This window comes from Pararhizobium sp. O133 (assembly GCF_051669845.1).
Lineage (GTDB): Bacteria > Pseudomonadota > Alphaproteobacteria > Rhizobiales > Rhizobiaceae > Pararhizobium.
This window is the reverse complement of record NZ_CP196426.1, coordinates 4556382-4572384: the sequence shown is the minus strand read 5'-3', so window position 1 is coordinate 4572384 and position 16003 is coordinate 4556382. Positions and strand designations below refer to the sequence as shown.

The 16003-nt window shown below is 61.5% G+C and carries 16 protein-coding genes; 13 read left to right on the top strand and 3 right to left on the bottom strand.

What is annotated here, in order from left to right; translation table 11 throughout:
• Nucleotides 1-11 precede the first annotated feature (11 nt).
• The 9 genes from queG to ACST81_RS22180 all read left to right on the top strand — a co-directional run bounded on the left by queG (nucleotide 12) and on the right by ACST81_RS22180 (nucleotide 11348).
• On the top strand, nucleotides 12-1172 hold the full coding sequence (gene queG, locus ACST81_RS22220; RefSeq protein ID WP_438750642.1) for a tRNA epoxyqueuosine(34) reductase QueG: 1161 nt from the start codon (nucleotides 12-14) through the stop codon (nucleotides 1170-1172).
• Complete coding sequence (locus tag ACST81_RS22215; protein ID WP_438750641.1) at nucleotides 1172-2044, top strand: SDR family oxidoreductase; 873 nt, start codon at nucleotides 1172-1174, stop codon at nucleotides 2042-2044. Before queG ends, ACST81_RS22215 begins: the two co-directional genes overlap by 1 nt.
• Nucleotides 2045-2512: 468 nt before the next feature.
• Complete coding sequence (locus tag ACST81_RS22210; protein WP_438753767.1) at nucleotides 2513-2875, top strand: septal ring lytic transglycosylase RlpA family protein; 363 nt, start codon at nucleotides 2513-2515, stop codon at nucleotides 2873-2875.
• A 179-nt stretch (nucleotides 2876-3054) separates the two neighbouring features.
• Complete coding sequence (locus tag ACST81_RS22205) at nucleotides 3055-4344, top strand: RsmB/NOP family class I SAM-dependent RNA methyltransferase (protein WP_438750639.1); 1290 nt, start codon at nucleotides 3055-3057, stop codon at nucleotides 4342-4344.
• A 217-nt stretch (nucleotides 4345-4561) separates the two neighbouring features.
• Nucleotides 4562-5842: an imelysin family protein gene (locus tag ACST81_RS22200; protein WP_438750638.1), complete on the top strand. Its 1281-nt coding sequence runs from the start codon at nucleotides 4562-4564 to the stop codon at nucleotides 5840-5842.
• Between the two features lie 382 nt (nucleotides 5843-6224).
• Nucleotides 6225-7670 (top strand): di-heme oxidoreductase family protein, encoded by a 1446-nt coding sequence (locus ACST81_RS22195; protein ID WP_438753765.1) that lies wholly within the window; start codon nucleotides 6225-6227, stop codon nucleotides 7668-7670.
• A complete protein-coding gene (locus ACST81_RS22190; RefSeq protein ID WP_438750637.1) occupies nucleotides 7670-8803 on the top strand; it encodes an imelysin family protein in 1134 nt (377 codons plus the stop codon). Before ACST81_RS22195 ends, ACST81_RS22190 begins: the two co-directional genes overlap by 1 nt.
• Before the next feature lie 202 nt (nucleotides 8804-9005).
• Nucleotides 9006-10037: a magnesium transporter CorA family protein gene (locus ACST81_RS22185; protein WP_438750635.1), complete on the top strand. Its 1032-nt coding sequence runs from the start codon at nucleotides 9006-9008 to the stop codon at nucleotides 10035-10037.
• A 210-nt stretch (nucleotides 10038-10247) separates the two neighbouring features.
• Nucleotides 10248-11348 carry a DUF1513 domain-containing protein gene (locus ACST81_RS22180; RefSeq protein ID WP_438750633.1) on the top strand — a complete coding sequence of 367 codons (1101 nt, stop codon included), beginning with the start codon at nucleotides 10248-10250 and terminating at the stop codon, nucleotides 11346-11348.
• Between the two features lie 7 nt (nucleotides 11349-11355).
• On the opposite strand, the gene ACST81_RS22175 is transcribed toward ACST81_RS22180, so the two are convergent.
• Nucleotides 11356-11883 (bottom strand): GNAT family N-acetyltransferase, encoded by a 528-nt coding sequence (locus tag ACST81_RS22175; RefSeq protein ID WP_438750631.1) that lies wholly within the window; start codon nucleotides 11881-11883, stop codon nucleotides 11356-11358.
• 86 nt (nucleotides 11884-11969) lie between these two features.
• Between ACST81_RS22175 and ACST81_RS22170 the strand changes: the two genes are divergently transcribed.
• From ACST81_RS22170 to ACST81_RS22160, 3 genes are all read left to right on the top strand, one after another.
• Complete coding sequence (locus tag ACST81_RS22170; protein ID WP_438753763.1) at nucleotides 11970-12422, top strand: TspO/MBR family protein; 453 nt, start codon at nucleotides 11970-11972, stop codon at nucleotides 12420-12422.
• A gap of 83 nt (nucleotides 12423-12505) precedes the next feature.
• The gene (locus tag ACST81_RS22165) at nucleotides 12506-12958 is read left to right on the top strand and encodes a PaaI family thioesterase (RefSeq protein ID WP_438750629.1); all 453 of its coding nucleotides are present in this window, start codon (nucleotides 12506-12508) and stop codon (nucleotides 12956-12958) included.
• The gene (locus ACST81_RS22160) at nucleotides 12955-13593 is read left to right on the top strand and encodes a 5'-methylthioadenosine/S-adenosylhomocysteine nucleosidase (RefSeq protein ID WP_438750627.1); all 639 of its coding nucleotides are present in this window, start codon (nucleotides 12955-12957) and stop codon (nucleotides 13591-13593) included. Before ACST81_RS22165 ends, ACST81_RS22160 begins: the two co-directional genes overlap by 4 nt.
• 1 nt (nucleotide 13594) lies before the next feature.
• Here ACST81_RS22160 and ACST81_RS22155 read toward each other — a convergent pair whose 3' ends face one another.
• Together ACST81_RS22155 and ACST81_RS22150 are read right to left on the bottom strand one after the other, a co-directional pair.
• On the bottom strand, nucleotides 13595-13900 hold the full coding sequence (locus tag ACST81_RS22155; RefSeq protein ID WP_438750625.1) for a BrnA antitoxin family protein: 306 nt from the start codon (nucleotides 13898-13900) through the stop codon (nucleotides 13595-13597).
• Complete coding sequence (locus tag ACST81_RS22150; protein WP_438750624.1) at nucleotides 13872-14174, bottom strand: BrnT family toxin; 303 nt, start codon at nucleotides 14172-14174, stop codon at nucleotides 13872-13874. The genes ACST81_RS22155 and ACST81_RS22150 overlap by 29 nt, the downstream gene beginning before the upstream one ends.
• Nucleotides 14175-14337: 163 nt before the next feature.
• Here ACST81_RS22150 and guaA point away from each other — a divergent pair, with 163 nt between their 5' ends.
• The gene (guaA, locus tag ACST81_RS22145; protein WP_438750622.1) at nucleotides 14338-15900 is read left to right on the top strand and encodes a glutamine-hydrolyzing GMP synthase; all 1563 of its coding nucleotides are present in this window, start codon (nucleotides 14338-14340) and stop codon (nucleotides 15898-15900) included.
• Nucleotides 15901-16003: the final 103 nt, after the last annotated feature.

The following is a 16003-nucleotide window of genomic DNA, read 5'->3' as shown; positions in this document are numbered from 1 at the left end:
AGGAGGGTCTTGTGTCCGGCAATGCGCTCCGTGAGGAGAAAGACGAAAAGAAGCGCCGGACGCTGACCGACTTCCTGAAGGACGAGGCCCGGCAGAAGGGGTTCGACGTCTGTCGCGTCGCGCTGCCGGATTCCATTCCGCGCGCGCCGGAGCGGTTGACCGATTTTCTTGCGCAAGATTTCCACGGGACGATGGACTGGATGGCCGAGACGGCGGAGCGACGGGCCGATCCGCGTGTCCTTTGGGGCGATGTCCGCTCCGTCGTGCTGTTTGGCATGAATTATGGGCCGGACGAGGATCCGCGCGCCCTTCAGGATCGGCCGGACCGGGGCGCCATCTCCGTCTATGCCCGCAACCGCGATTATCACGATCTCATCAAGGGCCGGCTGAAAGAGGTCGCCACGCGCTTTGCGGCGCGGGCCGGCGAAGACGTCAAGGTCTTCGTCGATACCGCGCCGGTGATGGAAAAGCCGCTCGCCGAACAGGCGGGCCTCGGCTGGCAGGGCAAGCATACCAATCTCGTCAGCCGCGACTTCGGCTCCTGGCTGTTTCTCGGCAGCCTGTTCACCACGGCGGAACTGTTGGTCGACACGCCGGAACGGGATCATTGCGGCTCCTGCCGCGCCTGTCTCGATGCCTGTCCGACCGATGCCTTTCCAGCACCGTACCGGATCGATGCGCGCCGCTGCATTTCCTACCTGACGATCGAGCACAAGGGGCCGATCGACCCGGAACTGCGCCAGAAGATCGGCAACCGGATCTATGGCTGCGACGACTGTCTGGCCGCCTGTCCCTGGAACAAGTTCGCCGCGACGGCCTCGGAAATGAAGCTGCAGGCGCGCGAAGACCTGAAGGAGCCGCAACTGTCCGATCTGCTGGGGCTCGACGATGCGACGTTCCGGACGTTCTTCTCGGGCTCGCCGGTGAAGCGCATCGGCCGTGACCGGTTCGTGCGCAACTGTCTGATCGCGGCCGGGAATTCCGGGGATATCTCGCTGCTGGGTCCATGCTTGGCGTTGGCGGACGATGCGTCCCCCGTTGTGCGCGGTATGGCGGTCTGGGCTCTGTCGCGCCTCATGCCCTCTGGCGATTTCTCGCAATTTGCGGCAAGACGGCACAGCGAGACCAATCCGGAAGTTCTCGCCGAATGGAAACTGGCAGGAGTGGTCTGATGCATGTTCTGATTTTGGGCGCCGGGTTCTCCGGCAAGGCGATCGCAAAGGCTTTCCTGCCGCTGGCGCGGTCGGTCGTTGGCACCACTCGCTCGGCCGCCAAGCTCGCCGCCATCGAGGCCGCAGGGATCGATGCGCTGGTCTATGACGGCGTGACCATTTCGCCGGAGCTTGCGGCCGTGATGCAGCGGACGACGCATCTGATCCAGTCGATCGCGCCAGGTCGCGACGGTGACCCGATGATGCGGCCGGATGCGGCACCACTGCAGGACCTGATGCCGAACCTGAAATGGGCGGGCTATCTTTCGACCGTCGGTGTCTACGGTGATCACGGCGGCGCCTGGGTGACGGAGGACGCGTCTCTGGAGCCGGTCTCGGCCCGTTCCGTCGAGCGTGTCGCGGCCGAGAAGGACTGGCTTGCCGTTGGGCGCGGCAACCATATTCCGGTCGCCGTGCTGCGTCTCTCCGGAATCTATGGTCCCGGCCGCAACGCCTTCTGCAATATCGCCGCTGGCACGGCGCGCCGGCTGATCAAGCCCAACCAGGTCTTCAATCGCATCCGCGTCGAGGATATCGCCGGCGCCGCGCTGTTTCTGTCGGAGAGATCGATGGGAGGCGTCTTCAATGTCACCGATCACGAGCCGGCGCCGCCGCAGGATGTGGTGCTGGAGGCATCGCGGCTGATGGGCGTCAGCCCACCGCCGGAAATCCCCTTCGAGACCGCCGAGCTTTCGCCGATGGCGCGCTCGTTCTACGGCGAGAACAAGCGCGTCTCCAACGCCCGACTGCGTGACAGCGGTTATGTCTTCCTCTTCCCCGACTATCGGATTTCGTTAGCGGATTTGTGGGGTAACGACAGCTGGCGGGGATGATCTGTCAAGTAAAGCGGTGCTGGAATAGTGTCCGGCTTTCCGGCGACAGTCTCGCGCATTCGCCTAATAATATTACCGGATTTCTCCAGTTTTGGTCTTTCCATGTTGGAAGATGATCTGCTTTTATGCTTCCGATGAAATGCAACCTTGGCGTGATCTGTTGTTTTTCTAGCTTTTAAATCCGCCGGCTTTAGCCAATTTCAAAAAATTGAATCGCTTTTTATGTGCGCGTGCACGTTTGGGGAGGTTTTGTCTGGTCGCTTTCGGTTAACGCCTGATTCCAAAGCACTTCTGCAGTTTTGTGATCGTCATTGAAGATTTCGTAATTTTAATTTTTCGCAGATTGTCAATATTTCCTAATCCAGGGTTAAAGGTTGAAGCACTTTTTCGCCATTTTTGGCGGTGACAAGCGCATCCTTCGTAAGACTTGACTAAATTTCAAACGAAGGGGTCATCTGTTTGATCAAGATGAAAATCACTTCTGCTGCGCTGGCAGCAGCGTTTGCCGTGGGGGCAACTCTTACATTCGTGACACCAAGCCAAGCAGCCGGAAAAGGCTGTGGCGGCGCTTCCTGGTACGCCTTGTCGTCGCGCACGGCATCCGGCGAACGAATGAACGCTTCCTACCTGACTGCCGCCCACCGCAACCTCAAGTTCGGCACCAAGGTCGCCGTCACCAACAAGCGCAACGGCAAGACGGTTGTCGTTCGCATCAACGATCGTGGCCCGTTCATTCGCGGTCGTGTCATCGATCTGTCCAAGGCCGCTGCTTCCCATATCGGCATGATCCGTTCGGGAACAGCCAGCGTCTGTTATCGCGTCGTCGGCTGAGACGACAACACACTCGCCCGGATATTGTTCCGGCGACTTTGATCCGGCCCGATCGGAGAACCACCGGTTTTCCCTTTCGGTCTCGCCTCGCAACTGGTCGGCAATCGTCACGCAGCGGCACTGCCTGCTTGCTCTTGACGTCCATCACCGCTACCACGGCGGAAAATGGAGTTTGAACGATGCGACTGGGTGGCAGGCTCGCCGGAGCCATTGAGGTTCTTGCCGATATAGAGACGCGCAAGCGTCCCGTTGCCGATGCCCTCAAGGATTGGGGGCTGGCACACCGCTTCGCCGGATCCGGCGACCGGGCGGCGATCGGCAATATCGTCTATGACGCGCTGCGGATGAAACTGTCGCATGCCTTTCTGATGGACAGCGATAGCGCCACGGCGCTCGGTCATGCGGTGATGTTCCGCCAGTGGGGCGTTTCGCCCGAACAACTGGCGCAGGAACTGGAGGGCGACCGGTTCGCCCCCGAGCCTTTGACCGGCGACATGAAGTCCGCCTTCTCCAGCCGCAAGCTTGATGATGCGCCGCTGCATGTGCAGGGCGATATCCCCGAATGGGTGCAGCCGTCCTTCGAGGAGAATTTCGAGGACGAGTGGCTCGCCGAAGCGCAGGCGCTGGCCGGACGTCCGGCGCTCGACCTGCGCGCCAATACGTTGAAAGCATCCCGCGACAAGGTGTTGAAGGCGCTTGACCGAAGCGGCGTCCAGCCGACCGCGATCGCCCGCAATGGCGTGCGGGTGCAGGCGGGCGAGGGGGCTTCGCGCCTGCCCAATGTCACCGCCGAAATCTCCTTCGAAAAGGGCTGGTTCGAGGTTCAGGACGAGGGATCGCAGATCGTCGCCGATCTCGTCATGCCGAAGGAAGGCGACCAAATCCTCGACTATTGCGCCGGCGGTGGCGGCAAGACGCTGGCCATGGCCGCGGCCATGAACAACAAGGGCCAGATTCACGCTTACGACACCGATCGCAAGCGGCTCGCCCCGATCATCGAACGGCTGAGGCGGGCGGGCACGCGCAATGTCCAGGTCCACGACCGGCTGGAAGGCCTGAAGCCGCTTGCCGGCCGCTGCGACCGCGTTCTCGTCGATGCGCCCTGCACCGGAACCGGCACCTGGCGCCGCCGTCCGGATACCAAATGGCGGCTGACGCAAAAAAACCTCGACGAACGGCTGGGCCAGCAGCAGGAAGCGCTCGCGGGGGCTTCGATCTTCGTGCGACCGGGTGGTCACCTGATCTATGTCACCTGTTCGGTTCTGCCGCAGGAAAACGAGGCGCAGGTCTATGCGTTCTGCGAGGAGAACCCGGATTTCGAGATCCTGTCGGTGGCGGACGCCTGGGCCGACCTGTTCGGCACCGACAAGCGCCAGCCCTGGTCGGCGGACATGAAGACCGTGACGCTGACGCCGGCTTCCACCGACACAGACGGCTTCTTCTTCTGCATGATGGGCAGGAAGGGCTGAGCTTGGTTTTCGAGCGTTGTGTTCGGCTGTCCGATCGCCACCCAGCACATTGAAAACGTTCTAAACTATACACTTTGACACAAGTTTGGTTTTGGTTCATGAAAACCGGGCTGAATAGCCACGCCCATGGTCCGGGCCGCGCGGTTTGCGCGACGGGGATCATCATTGCGGGCGGCGGGGAACACCGAATCCATTCGGAAAAATATCAGGAGAGGTCATGACCAAATCATTCCTTCGCAGCGCCGCGCTGGCGCTGGCCACCGCGACATCCTTGCTGGCCTTGCAGCCGGCGCAGGCGGCGACCGATGCGGCCGCTGTCGTCAAGCATTATGCCGAAGTCGCGCATGCGAAATACGCCGATGCGCTGTTGACCGCCGAAGCGCTCGACAAGGCCGTCGATGCGCTGATCGCCACGCCGAGCGAGGCGACGCTGAAGGCGGCGCGTGAAGCCTGGCTGGCGGCCCGCAACCCCTACCAGGAAACCGAAGTCTACCGTTTCGGCAACCCGATCGTCGATGAATGGGAAGGCAAGGTCAACGCCTGGCCGCTGGACGAAGGTTTGATCGACTATGTCGATCCGAGCTACGGTACCGAGAGCGACGAGAACGCGCTGTTCACCGCCAATGTCATCGCCAACAAGACGATCAAGATCGACGGCAAGGATGTCGACGCTGCTAACATCACGCCGGAGTTTCTGTCAGGTACGCTGCAGGAAGCGGGCGGTATCGAGGCGAACGTTGCAACCGGATATCACGCCATCGAATTCCTGCTCTGGGGCCAGGACCTGAACGGCAACGGCGCGGGCGCCGGAAACCGCCCGTACACGGATTATGACACCAAGGCCTGCACCAACGGCAATTGCGATCGCCGCGCCGCCTATCTGAAGGCTGCCAGCGAACTTCTGGTTTCCGATTTGAAGGAAATGGTCGGTAACTGGGCGCCGGATGGCGCGGCCACCAAGACTGTCGAGGGTGACGCCAAGGCCGGCATCGCCGCTATCCTCACCGGCATGGGCTCGCTGTCCTACGGCGAACTGGCCGGCGAGCGCATGAAACTCGGCCTGCTGCTGCACGATCCGGAAGAAGAGCATGATTGCTTCTCCGACAACACCTACAACTCGCATTTGCACGACGCCATCGGTATCCAGGCCGCCTATACCGGCGACTATACCAAGGCCGACGGCACCAAGCTGACCGGCCCGTCGCTGTCCGAACTCGTTGCCGCCAAGGATCCGGCGCTCGACAAGGAAATGAAGGAGAAGCTGGCGACGACCGTCACGGCGATGCAGGCCATGGCCAAGCGCGGCGACACGGTCGAAAAATACGACCAGATGATCGCCGAGGGCAATGCCGAGGGTAACGCCGTCGTCCAGGCTGCCATCGACGGCCTCGTCGCCCAGGCCAAGACCGTCGAGCGCGTCATTGCGTCGCTCGATCTCGGCACGATCGAGCTTGAAGGTTCCGACAGCCTGGATAATCCTAACGCGGTCTTCCAATAAGAAAGCAAAGGCGGGCCGTCGCATGACGGCGGCCCGGTTGTCCGGAATGAATGCTTGGGGCTTACCCCGTCTGATCCTGCCGCTTGCCATCGCATTCTGCTGCGTGGCGGGCGGCTTTTCTGTTTTTTGGACGGAAAGTTTTGCATTTGGCGCAAAAGACCCCTCCCCAACCCCTCCCCACAAGGGGGAGGGGCTTAACCCAGTCGCACCGCCACACAAAATTGTCACCTTGCTCGATGTGTCGCTGAATGGTGGGAGAGTGCAGCAGCCTAGCCCCTCCCCCTTGTGGGGAGGGGTTGGGGAGGGGTCTTCAATTGCCCTTGCCGATGATACGAATGACGCCGACAACGCGTCGGCAAACAGCGAGAGCCACGTAGAGGATCTGGCGTCACCGCGCACCGACCTGTCCGAGGCCGACCGCAAGCGTGTCGAGAATGTTACCCGCCCGACGGTCAATTTCGAGAAGGCTGAGAAGTTCGAGGCAATGGCGGGTGGCGCCGGCACCTCGATCGCGCCGGTCAATCAGGACAGTTTTTCGCAGTTCTCCGCCAATATCACCTTTGCCGAGGAAGAAAGTTTCAAGCTCGGCAATGCGCTGTTTCGCAAGCTCTGGGTCTCGTCGCCTTCCTCGACGCAGGCATCGGACGGGCTGGGGCCGCTCTACAATGCCCGCGCCTGCCAGACATGCCATTTGAAGGACGGGCGCGGCCATCCGCCGGAAGAGGCCACGGATACGACGTCGATGTTCCTGCGGCTGGCCCGGCCGGCCGCGACGGAAGCGGAGCGGCAGGCGGTCGCGGCACATGACGTGCTGAATTTCCCCGATCCCGTCTATGGCGCGCAATTGCAGGACAGCGCCGTGCCCGGTCTTCCCGCCGAAGGCCATATGACGATCAGCTATACCGAAAAGACGATGACGCTTGCCGACGGCGAGATCGTGTCGCTGCGCCAGCCGGAATATTCGATTGCGGAATTGGGTTATGGGCCGCTCGACGCGGAAACGACATTGTCGCCGCGTGTGACACAGGCAATGGGCGGGCTCGGGCTGGTCGAGGCTATCCATTCCGCCGATATAATCGCCAACGCCGATCCCGATGACCGGGACGGCGACGGGATCAGCGGCAAGGCAGCGATGGTGCGCGATCCACAGTCCGGACAGTTGGTGCTCGGCCGGTTCGGCTGGAAGGCGCAGACGGCCTCGGTGCGGCAGCAGGCGGCGGAAGCTTTGGCCGGCGATATCGGTATTTCCTCGCCCGCCGCCAAACGCAGCCATGGCGACTGCACGGCCGCGCAGGCCAAATGCCTGTCGATGGCCGATGGGGTGCAGGCGCGGCTCGGCGATACGGAAGCGCCAGACCCGGTTCTGGGCCTCATCACCTTCTATTCGGAAAACCTCGCCGTACCTGCCCGCCGTAAGGCGAGTTTCCCGGAAACGCTTGATGGCAAGAAAGTATTTTACGAGACCGGCTGCATTTCCTGCCATGTGCCGAAATTCGTCACCCGCCGCGATGCCGGCAACAAGGCGCATGCCTTCCAGTTGATCTGGCCCTATTCCGATTTCCTGCTGCACGACATGGGCGAGGGACTTGCCGATGGCCAGCAGGTGGGCGAAGCATCGGGCAGGGAATGGCGCACGCCGGCGCTTTGGGGTATCGGTCTGACCAAGGTGGTGAGCGGGCACACGTTCTTTCTGCATGACGGGCGGGCGCGCAATCTCACGGAAGCCATTCTCTGGCATGGCGGCGAGGCGCAAAAGGCCCGCGACCGCTTTGCCGCTCTCGAAAAAGCCGAAAGGCAAGCCTTGATCACATTCCTGGAGTCCCTTTGATGCGCCATCGGCCCACTTTGCTTATGAGCCTTATTCTGTCCGCCACGCTCTCCTTTTCCGCGTTTGCCGAGGATGCCGAGGATGCGGCGGCGCCGCGCGCCACCCTGAAGCAGGAAGCCGTGCCCGACGTCATGAAAAAGGCCGTCGACGATTTCATCCGCCCTAGCTACCGCGACCTGATGGAAGGCACCGAATCGCTGGCCGAGGCCGCGCATGTGCTGTGCGAGAAACCATCGGAAGAAACGCTGGGCGACGTCCAGATGACGTTCGACGAAGTGGTGCAGCAGTGGTCGACAATCGAGATCGTTCGCGTCGGGCCGGTGATTGAGGGAAATCGCTTCGAACGCTTCCTGTTTTTTCCGGATCGCAAGAGCACCGGCCTGAAGCAGGTTCAGCGCATTCTGGCGACCAGAGATGAGACCGCGACGTCGCCCGACACGCTGAAGGGCAAGAGCGTCGCGACGCAGGGGCTGGGTGCGCTGGAATATGTGCTCTACGGCACCGGAGCCGAAGTCTTGCCGCAGGAAAAGAGCAGCTTTCGCTGCCGCTATGGCGCCGCCATCGCCGACAATCTGAAAGCCATCGCCACTGAGCTGAGCGCCGAATGGGAAAACCCCGATGGCATCCAGGCGGCCTGGAAGAATCCCGGCCCCGCCAATCCGCTCTATCGTGACGGCAAGGAGGCCGCGACCGAACTCCTGGGCATTCTTGTGCATGGCGTCGAAAGCATTCGCGACCAGCGGCTGCGACCGTTCTATGCCGGCATCATCAAGGGCGAGCCGGACAAGGGCCATCCGAAACTGGCGATCTACTGGCGCTCCGGTAATACGATGCCCGCGCTATCGGCGAATTTCATGGCGCTGCAGACTCTGTTCAACGCCGCCGACATGCAAGCGCTCTTGCCGCAGGAAGACCAGTCGGTGGTGAGCGCGGTCAACTATGTGCTGCAGGCGATCGTCGACGATGCCGACCAGATCGACCTGCCGATCGACGAGGCCATTGCCGACGATGAACAGCGGGCGCTGTTGAACCGTATCCTGCAGAATACCAACGATGTGCTGCAGCGCCTGAACCTCGATTTTGGCGCCGCCATCGGATTGACATCGGGCTTCTCGTTCGCCGACGGCGACTGAGCAAGGGGAAGGCTGCCAAGCGGTTGACAGGGCGGCCATATTGGCGCAATGGGTCGGCTGTGTTCAAGGCGAACACGCCAAACAAGGATCAAGGATCATGAACCCCGACAGTCGAAGTACAGCTTCGATGTTTTCGACCGTCCGGCCCTGATCGCAAGGGGTGCCGCTGGCGGTCGATAGACTTGCCAGATTGGAACCCGATATGCTGCGCACCTACAAAAGCCAGGGCAACCAGCTCGTCCTCATTGATGCCGCAACCGGCCAGACCGGAACCGTTCCGGCCGTGACCGAGATCGGCTCGATCGTGACCGAGACCAGCTCGATCGTGTGGTTCGACCTGTTCAACGCCTCGCAGGACGAGATCAGGACCGTCGAGCGCGAGCTTGGCATCGAAATCCCGACCCGTGACGAAATGCAGGAGATCGAGCTTTCGGCCCGCCTCTACCAGGAGGATGGCGCCGAGTTCATGACCATGACCGCCGCGACCGAGCTCGACGGCGATTATCCGGTCAAGGTTCCCATCACCTTCATCCTGAAGGGCACGACGCTGGTGACGGTGCGCCATGCCGACCCGAAGCCGTTTCACATCTATGCGGCCCGCATGCAGAAGCTGAACGGCGCCTCCTGCGAGACCGGTGAACTGACCATGATCGGGCTCTTGGAAGCGATGATTGATCGGACGGCGGATGCGCTGGAGCGCGTCGGCAACGAGGTCGACGGCATTTCGCGCGAAGTGTTCCGCAAGACCAATGCGACGGTGACCAAGAAGACCCGCGACCTGCAGTCGCTGATCGAGCAGATCGGCCAGAAGGGTGATCTCCTGACGGTGATCCGCGAAAGCCTGGTCAGCGTCAGCCGCCTCGTTGCCTATCACACGGCGCTTGACGGCATCGGTACCCGCAAGGCGATCAAGGAAAGCCGGCAGCGCGTCAAGCTGATCCAGCGCGACGCGGCGTCGCTCGGCGACCATGCGCTGTTCCTGTCGAACAAGATCAATTTCCTGCTCGATGCGACGCTCGGCCTGATCAATCTCGAGCAGAACCAGATCATCAAGATCTTCTCGGTCGCCGCCGTCGTCTTCCTGCCGCCGACGCTGGTCGCCTCGATCTACGGCATGAATTTCGAGATCATGCCGGAACTGAAGTTTGAGTTCGGCTATCCGATGGCGCTCGGCATGATGGTGCTGTCGGCTGTGTTGCCGTTTCTGTATTTCAAGCGGCGGGGCTGGCTGTAGGGGTGGAATTGAGGAATATTGGAAACTGCGGAAGGCTTTAACTTCCGTCATCCTCGCCCTTGTGGCGGGGATCCAGCCGCGTCGCGTCCGCGACGCGAAAGACTCATTCACGCGAAGGACTTCGCGTGGCTGGATTCCTGTGACAAGCACAGGAGTGACGGGTGTTGAGGCCGTGTCGATCAACGGCAACTCGCGTGCTGGCGGAACGTCATGGCATATCAAAACATATCGTCGAAGCGGGTCCTGACCGACCGCCGGGACTTCCTGAAGATGGCTGGCGCGGCCTGGGTGGCGACGCTCGCGCCGCAAGCGGCCGTCGCGCTGTCGCGCACTGACGCCATCTATGCCTCCGCGTTCCGGTCGCCCGATGGGGCCTATGGCGTGGCGATGCTGAGCGAGGAAGGCGCGATCATCGATCGCATGCCGCTGCCGGCCCGGGCCCATGGCATGACCTATAGCCCGGTTGCCAATCGCGCCGTCGCCTTTGCCCGCCGTCCGGGTACGTTCGCGATGATCTTCGCACCTGACGGCAGCATCGAGCCGATCGTCATCACATCGGTGGAAGGCCGCCATTTCTACGGCCATGGCTGCTTTTCCGCCGACGGACGTCTGCTTTATGCGACGGAAAACGACTTCGACGAAAACCGCGGCATGATCGGCGTCTATGACGGCACCGACGGCTTTGCGCGGATCGGCGAATTTCCGTCCTATGGCATCGGGCCGCATGACATGACGCTTGGGATGGACGGGCATATGCTCGTCGTCGCTAATGGCGGCATCGAGACCCATCCGGACTTCGGCCGCACCAAGCTCAATCTCGATCACATGGAGCCGTCGCTGGCGCTGATCGATACAAGGGACGGTCGCCTGATCGAGCGACATGTCATGCCGGCCAAATTGCGCCAGCTATCGACCCGCCATGTCGATATCGACGCCAACGGCCGGATCTGGTTTGCCTGCCAGTACGAGGGCGCGCGCAACGACCTGCCGCCGCTCGCAGGATCCTTCTCGAAGGGTGAGGATATCCGCTTCCTCGACCTGCCGGAGGAGACGACGCTGGCACTTGCCAATTATGTCGGGGCGATCGCCGTCAACCGGCGCCACGGGCTCATCGGCCTGACATCGCCGAAGGGCGGCGCAGAGGTGACGATCGATGCGAAGTCGGGGAAGGTTTTGCGGCAGACTGTCTTGGCCGAAGCGGCCGGGATCGCATCGTCGGCGGATGATTTTGTCGCGTCGTCCTATGACGGATGGTTTGGCTGGACGAGGAGCGAGGTGGCTTGGGATCAGCATATTGTCCGCCTCGGCTGAGGCGGGATCAGATCTCGATGAGTTCGTCGAGGTCCTGCCAGAGATAGGCGATCTGCTCGTGATCACTGTTGCCGACGTGGATTGTTGACCGGGCCGAGGCTGTGGCGCCGAGATATTCGTAAAATCCGCGATTGGCGTTTTCGGCCAGCACCCAGGCGAAAAGGCCTTCTGCGCCTTGGTTTCGGCAATCCGTGGCGGCTGCCTTGACCAGTGCCTTGCCGAGACCGATTCCCTGAGCGGCCGGGCGAATGTAGAGCGAATAGAGTTCCATCACGCCGGAAGATACTGACCCACGAGCAGGCCCATAGTTGGCAAACCCGATCAGGCCGTCGGTATCCACACCAGCTTGGTAGGCGACACCTGCAATGCCCATGCGGCGCGTGTGGCGCATCATCTGATCCTGCTCGCTCATGCCGGCAAGAAAGGCGTCGTCGATGATACCGCGAAAGGTATGCCGCCAGGTCTCGACGAGAATTTCGCCGATCATTGGCAGGTCCTCGGTGTCGGCGGGGCGGATGCGGAAGTTCTGGTTCATGAGGGGCATATGGGTGCGAAAGCGTGCCTGCGAAAGGGAGAATGGCCTGGACTGGACCTGGGAGCGTCCCGCTCTACCTCCGTCGGATGAACCGTATCCTCACCCATATCATCTTCGTCGTCTGCGTGCTCGGCTGCGGCCTGCTCATCGGCATCAACAATATTCCCGGCGAATGGTACCAGTCGCTCGCCAAGCCGTCGTTCAATCCGCCGAACTGGATCTTCGCGCCGGTCTGGTCCGTGCTCTATGTCATCATCGGTTTCGTCGGCGCCCGGACTTTCCTCGACCACCGGCATTCAGCGGCGATGCGGCTGTGGGTGGCGCAGATGATCTTCAACTTCGCCTGGTCGCCGCTGTTCTTCGGCGCAAACGAGGTCGCACTGGCGTTGATCGTCATCATCGCATTGCTGGTTTCGATCGTCACCTTCATCGCCGCGACCCGCAGGCAAGATTATCTTTCGGCGATCCTGTTCGTGCCCTATCTCGCCTGGGTCGCCTTTGCCACCCTGCTCAACGGGTCGATTTTCCTGATGAATTGAACTTGTCCCGGTCTCGGCCACATGCCACTGTTGCAGCGCAACCGGGCAATCGCGCCCGGTCATGGGGGCATGTGTTCAGGCCGATGACAGACTGGCATAATGCGGATTTCCGCGACCGCATCGCTAAGAGTTTCAACCGACAGGCCGCCATGGCGACGATCGGCGCCGAGCTGACGCGGGTGGAGCAGGGCACGGTGGAAATCGAGTTGCCGTTCGACGAGAAACTGACGCAGCAGCACGGTTTCCTGCATGCCGGCATCATTTCGGCGGCGCTGGATGCGGCCGGCACCTATGCCGCCTATTCCGTCATCGATCCCGACGCCTCGATCCTGACCATCGAGTTCAAGGTCAACCTGATGTCGCCGGGACGGGGCGAGCGCTTCCTGTTTCGCGGCGAGGTGACCAAGCCCGGCACCACGATCATCGTTTCCGACGGCCGTGGCTATGCGATTTCCTCCGACGGCCCGGCCAAGCTCATCGCATCGATGACCGGCACGATGATGGTGATCCGTGGACGCGAGGGGATCGAAGGATGAGTTTCGAGCTGAAGCCTGTGGTGGGCAAGACGCTGCTTTACGTCATGGCTGTCGATGCGGAATACGGCACGCATCTGCGCGCCCGCATCTCGCCGCTGATGACAGGGGTCGGCCCGGTGGAAGCTGCAGTGGTCTTGACGCGCACGCTTGCCGAACTCAACGCCCGTGAAAGCCTGCCGGATCTGGTCATTTCTCTCGGCTCGGCCGGTTCCGCCCGGCTGGAACAGGCGGAAGTGTATCAGGCGACCTCGGTCGCCTATCGCGATATGGACGCCTCGCCGCTCGGTTTCGTCAAGGGCGCGACCCCCTTCCTCGACCTGCCCGTTACCGTCGATCTGCCGTTCTCGATTCCCGGTGTCAAACCGGCGAGCCTATCGACCGGCGCCAATATCGTTTCGGGCGCCGCCTATGACACGATCGCCGCCGACATGGTGGAGATGGAAACCTTCGCGGCCTTGCGCGCCTGCCAATCCTTCGGCATTCCGCTGATCGGCCTGCGCGGCATTTCCGATGGCAAGGCGGAGCTGAAGCAGATCGGCGACTGGACGGAATATCTCCACGTCATCGACGAGAAGCTGGCCTCTGCCGTCGATGTGCTGGAAGAGGCTTTGGCATTGGGCGACATCGCTCTGTAATCTACTGCAAGCCGGCTGCTTTGCGCAGCGCTGCATTGACGCGGGTTTGCCATCCCGGGCCATTCGCTTTGAAATGCGTGAGAACGTCGCTATCCACCCGGATCGTTATACGTTCTTTCGGGTTTTCCGCAGCAGGCCTCCCGCGCCTGGCAAAAAGCGCGCCGGCCGGCGGGTTATCCGCATCCAGCAGCGCGTCGGCGGTAATCGAAGCATCCTCCTCTGTGCTGATGTCGGCCAAGGCCAGACGAGCCCGCTCTAATGGGGTCTTCGCCAAAGTCTCAGGGTTTTTCTTCAAGATATTCGACATAACGTCTTATCTCCCGCTTGTTTGCTTTGCGCAACGAAATGACCCACAGCGTTTCTGCCCGGATGGTGAAAATCAGAACATGGATCCGTTGTTTGATAAAACCCAGAGCCGCCTGACGCACTTCGCCGTAATCATATCGGTCATCGACAACGATGAAGGCACTATCGAACTCAAACTCTCCGACGAGTGAAAATGGAAGGCCACGCTGAAGCATATTCTGCTCATTCTTGGCGGGGTCATAGTTGATCGTCAGCCTGCCCAATGCTTCGGACATCGCGTCTCCAAGTTCAGGTGCCCGATTATAGCATGGTTGATTTTTGTGCATACAAAAATTCGTATCAAGGTCTGAAATTGTCCGGGTGCAATGTAATCGTTGCTCTTAGGCCCTGCTTTCATTAAAGGCTCGCCATGATCCCCCAAGCCCACGGAAGCGCGTCATGACAGCGACAGTCCATCCCGATACCGTTCTCATCGTCGATTTCGGCAGCCAGGTCACCCAGCTGATCGCGCGCCGGGTGCGCGAGACCGGCGTCTACTGCGAGATCGTTCCGTTCCAGTCGGCGGAAGAGGGCTTCAAGCGGCTCAATCCGAAGGCGATCATCCTGTCGGGCAGCCCAGCATCGACGCTCGATATCGGTTCCCCGCGCGCGCCAAAAATCATCTTCGACAGCGGCCTTCCGGTTCTCGGCATCTGCTATGGTCAGCAGACCATGTGCGAACAGCTCGGCGGCAAGGTCGAGGCCGGTCATCACCGCGAATTCGGCCGCGCCTTCATCGAGATCGACAAGGACTGCGCGCTTTACGACGGGCTGTGGGCCGTCGGCTCGCGCCATCAGGTCTGGATGAGCCATGGCGATCGCGTTACCGCGATTCCCCCCGGCTTCGAGGTCGTCGCCACCTCGCCGAACGCCCCCTTCGCCTTCATCGCCAACGAAGCCAAGCGCTTCTATGCCGTGCAGTTCCATCCGGAAGTCGTGCACACGCCGGATGGCGCCAAGCTTCTCGCCAATTTCGTCCACAAGATCGCCGGCCTCAAGGGCGACTGGTCGATGGCCGCCTATCGCGACAAGGCCGTTGCCGAAATCCGCCGCCAAGTCGGCGACAAGCGCGTCATCTGCGGCCTGTCCGGTGGCGTCGATAGTTCCGTCGCGGCACTGCTCATCCACGAGGCGGTCGGCGACCAGCTGACCTGCATCCTCGTCGACCACGGCCTGATGCGCAAGAACGAGGCGGCCGATGTCGTCGCCATGTTCAAGGAGCACTACAACCTGCATCTCGTCCATGTCGATGCATCCGACATGTTCATCAATGCGTTGGAAGGCGAGAGCGATCCGGAAACCAAGCGCAAGACGATCGGCCGCCTGTTCATCGACGTGTTCGAGGCGGAAGCCAAGAAGCTCGGCGGCGCCGAATTCCTTGCCCAGGGCACGCTCTATCCGGATGTGATCGAAAGCGTTTCCTTCACCGGCGGCCCCTCGGTCACCATCAAATCGCACCACAATGTCGGCGGCTTGCCTGCCCGCATGAACATGCAGTTGGTCGAGCCCCTGCGCGAACTGTTCAAGGATGAGGTCCGCATTCTCGGCAAGGAACTCGGCCTGCCGGACAGCTTCATCGGCCGTCATCCCTTCCCGGGACCGGGCCTTGCCATCCGCTGCCCGGGCGGCATCACCCGTGAAAAGCTGGAAATCCTGCGCGAGGCGGACGCCGTCTATCTCGACGAAATCCGCAAGGCCGGCCTCTATGATGCCATCTGGCAGGCCTTCGCCGTGCTCTTGCCGGTCCAGACCGTCGGCGTCATGGGCGATGGCCGCACCTATGAATTCGTCTGCGCCCTGCGCGCCGTCACCTCCGTCGACGGCATGACGGCGGATTTCTACCACTACGACATGGAATTCCTCGGCCGCGCCGCCACCCGCATCATCAACGAAGTCCGCGGCATCAACCGGGTGGTCTACGACGTGACGAGCAAGCCGCCCGGCACGATCGAGTGGGAGTGAGAAGGCGAACGGCGGCATTGACTGCCGTCGTTGAACTTGCCTCCGTCATCCTCGGCCCTGTGCCGAGGATCTGCAAATGCCAGCAAAATCATACCCTGGTAGA

Excerpts from the sequence above, each read along its gene's own strand:
- ACST81_RS22215 (WP_438750641.1), top strand. The coding sequence starts at position 1,172 with ATGCATGTTCTGATTTTGGGCGCCGGGTTCTCCGGCAAGGCGATCGCA.
- ACST81_RS22210 (WP_438753767.1), top strand. The coding sequence starts at position 2,513 with ATGAAAATCACTTCTGCTGCGCTGGCAGCAGCGTTTGCCGTGGGGGCA.
- ACST81_RS22205 (WP_438750639.1), top strand. The coding sequence starts at position 3,055 with ATGCGACTGGGTGGCAGGCTCGCCGGAGCCATTGAGGTTCTTGCCGAT.
- ACST81_RS22200 (WP_438750638.1), top strand. The coding sequence starts at position 4,562 with ATGACCAAATCATTCCTTCGCAGCGCCGCGCTGGCGCTGGCCACCGCG.
- ACST81_RS22190 (WP_438750637.1), top strand. The coding sequence starts at position 7,670 with ATGCGCCATCGGCCCACTTTGCTTATGAGCCTTATTCTGTCCGCCACG.
- ACST81_RS22185 (WP_438750635.1), top strand. The coding sequence starts at position 9,006 with ATGCTGCGCACCTACAAAAGCCAGGGCAACCAGCTCGTCCTCATTGAT.
- ACST81_RS22180 (WP_438750633.1), top strand. The coding sequence starts at position 10,248 with ATGGCATATCAAAACATATCGTCGAAGCGGGTCCTGACCGACCGCCGG.
- ACST81_RS22175 (WP_438750631.1), bottom strand. The coding sequence starts at position 11,883 with ATGAACCAGAACTTCCGCATCCGCCCCGCCGACACCGAGGACCTGCCA.
- ACST81_RS22170 (WP_438753763.1), top strand. The coding sequence starts at position 11,970 with ATGAACCGTATCCTCACCCATATCATCTTCGTCGTCTGCGTGCTCGGC.
- ACST81_RS22165 (WP_438750629.1), top strand. The coding sequence starts at position 12,506 with ATGACAGACTGGCATAATGCGGATTTCCGCGACCGCATCGCTAAGAGT.
- ACST81_RS22160 (WP_438750627.1), top strand. The coding sequence starts at position 12,955 with ATGAGTTTCGAGCTGAAGCCTGTGGTGGGCAAGACGCTGCTTTACGTC.
- ACST81_RS22155 (WP_438750625.1), bottom strand. The coding sequence starts at position 13,900 with ATGTCGAATATCTTGAAGAAAAACCCTGAGACTTTGGCGAAGACCCCA.
- ACST81_RS22150 (WP_438750624.1), bottom strand. The coding sequence starts at position 14,174 with ATGTCCGAAGCATTGGGCAGGCTGACGATCAACTATGACCCCGCCAAG.
- guaA (WP_438750622.1), top strand. The coding sequence starts at position 14,338 with ATGACAGCGACAGTCCATCCCGATACCGTTCTCATCGTCGATTTCGGC.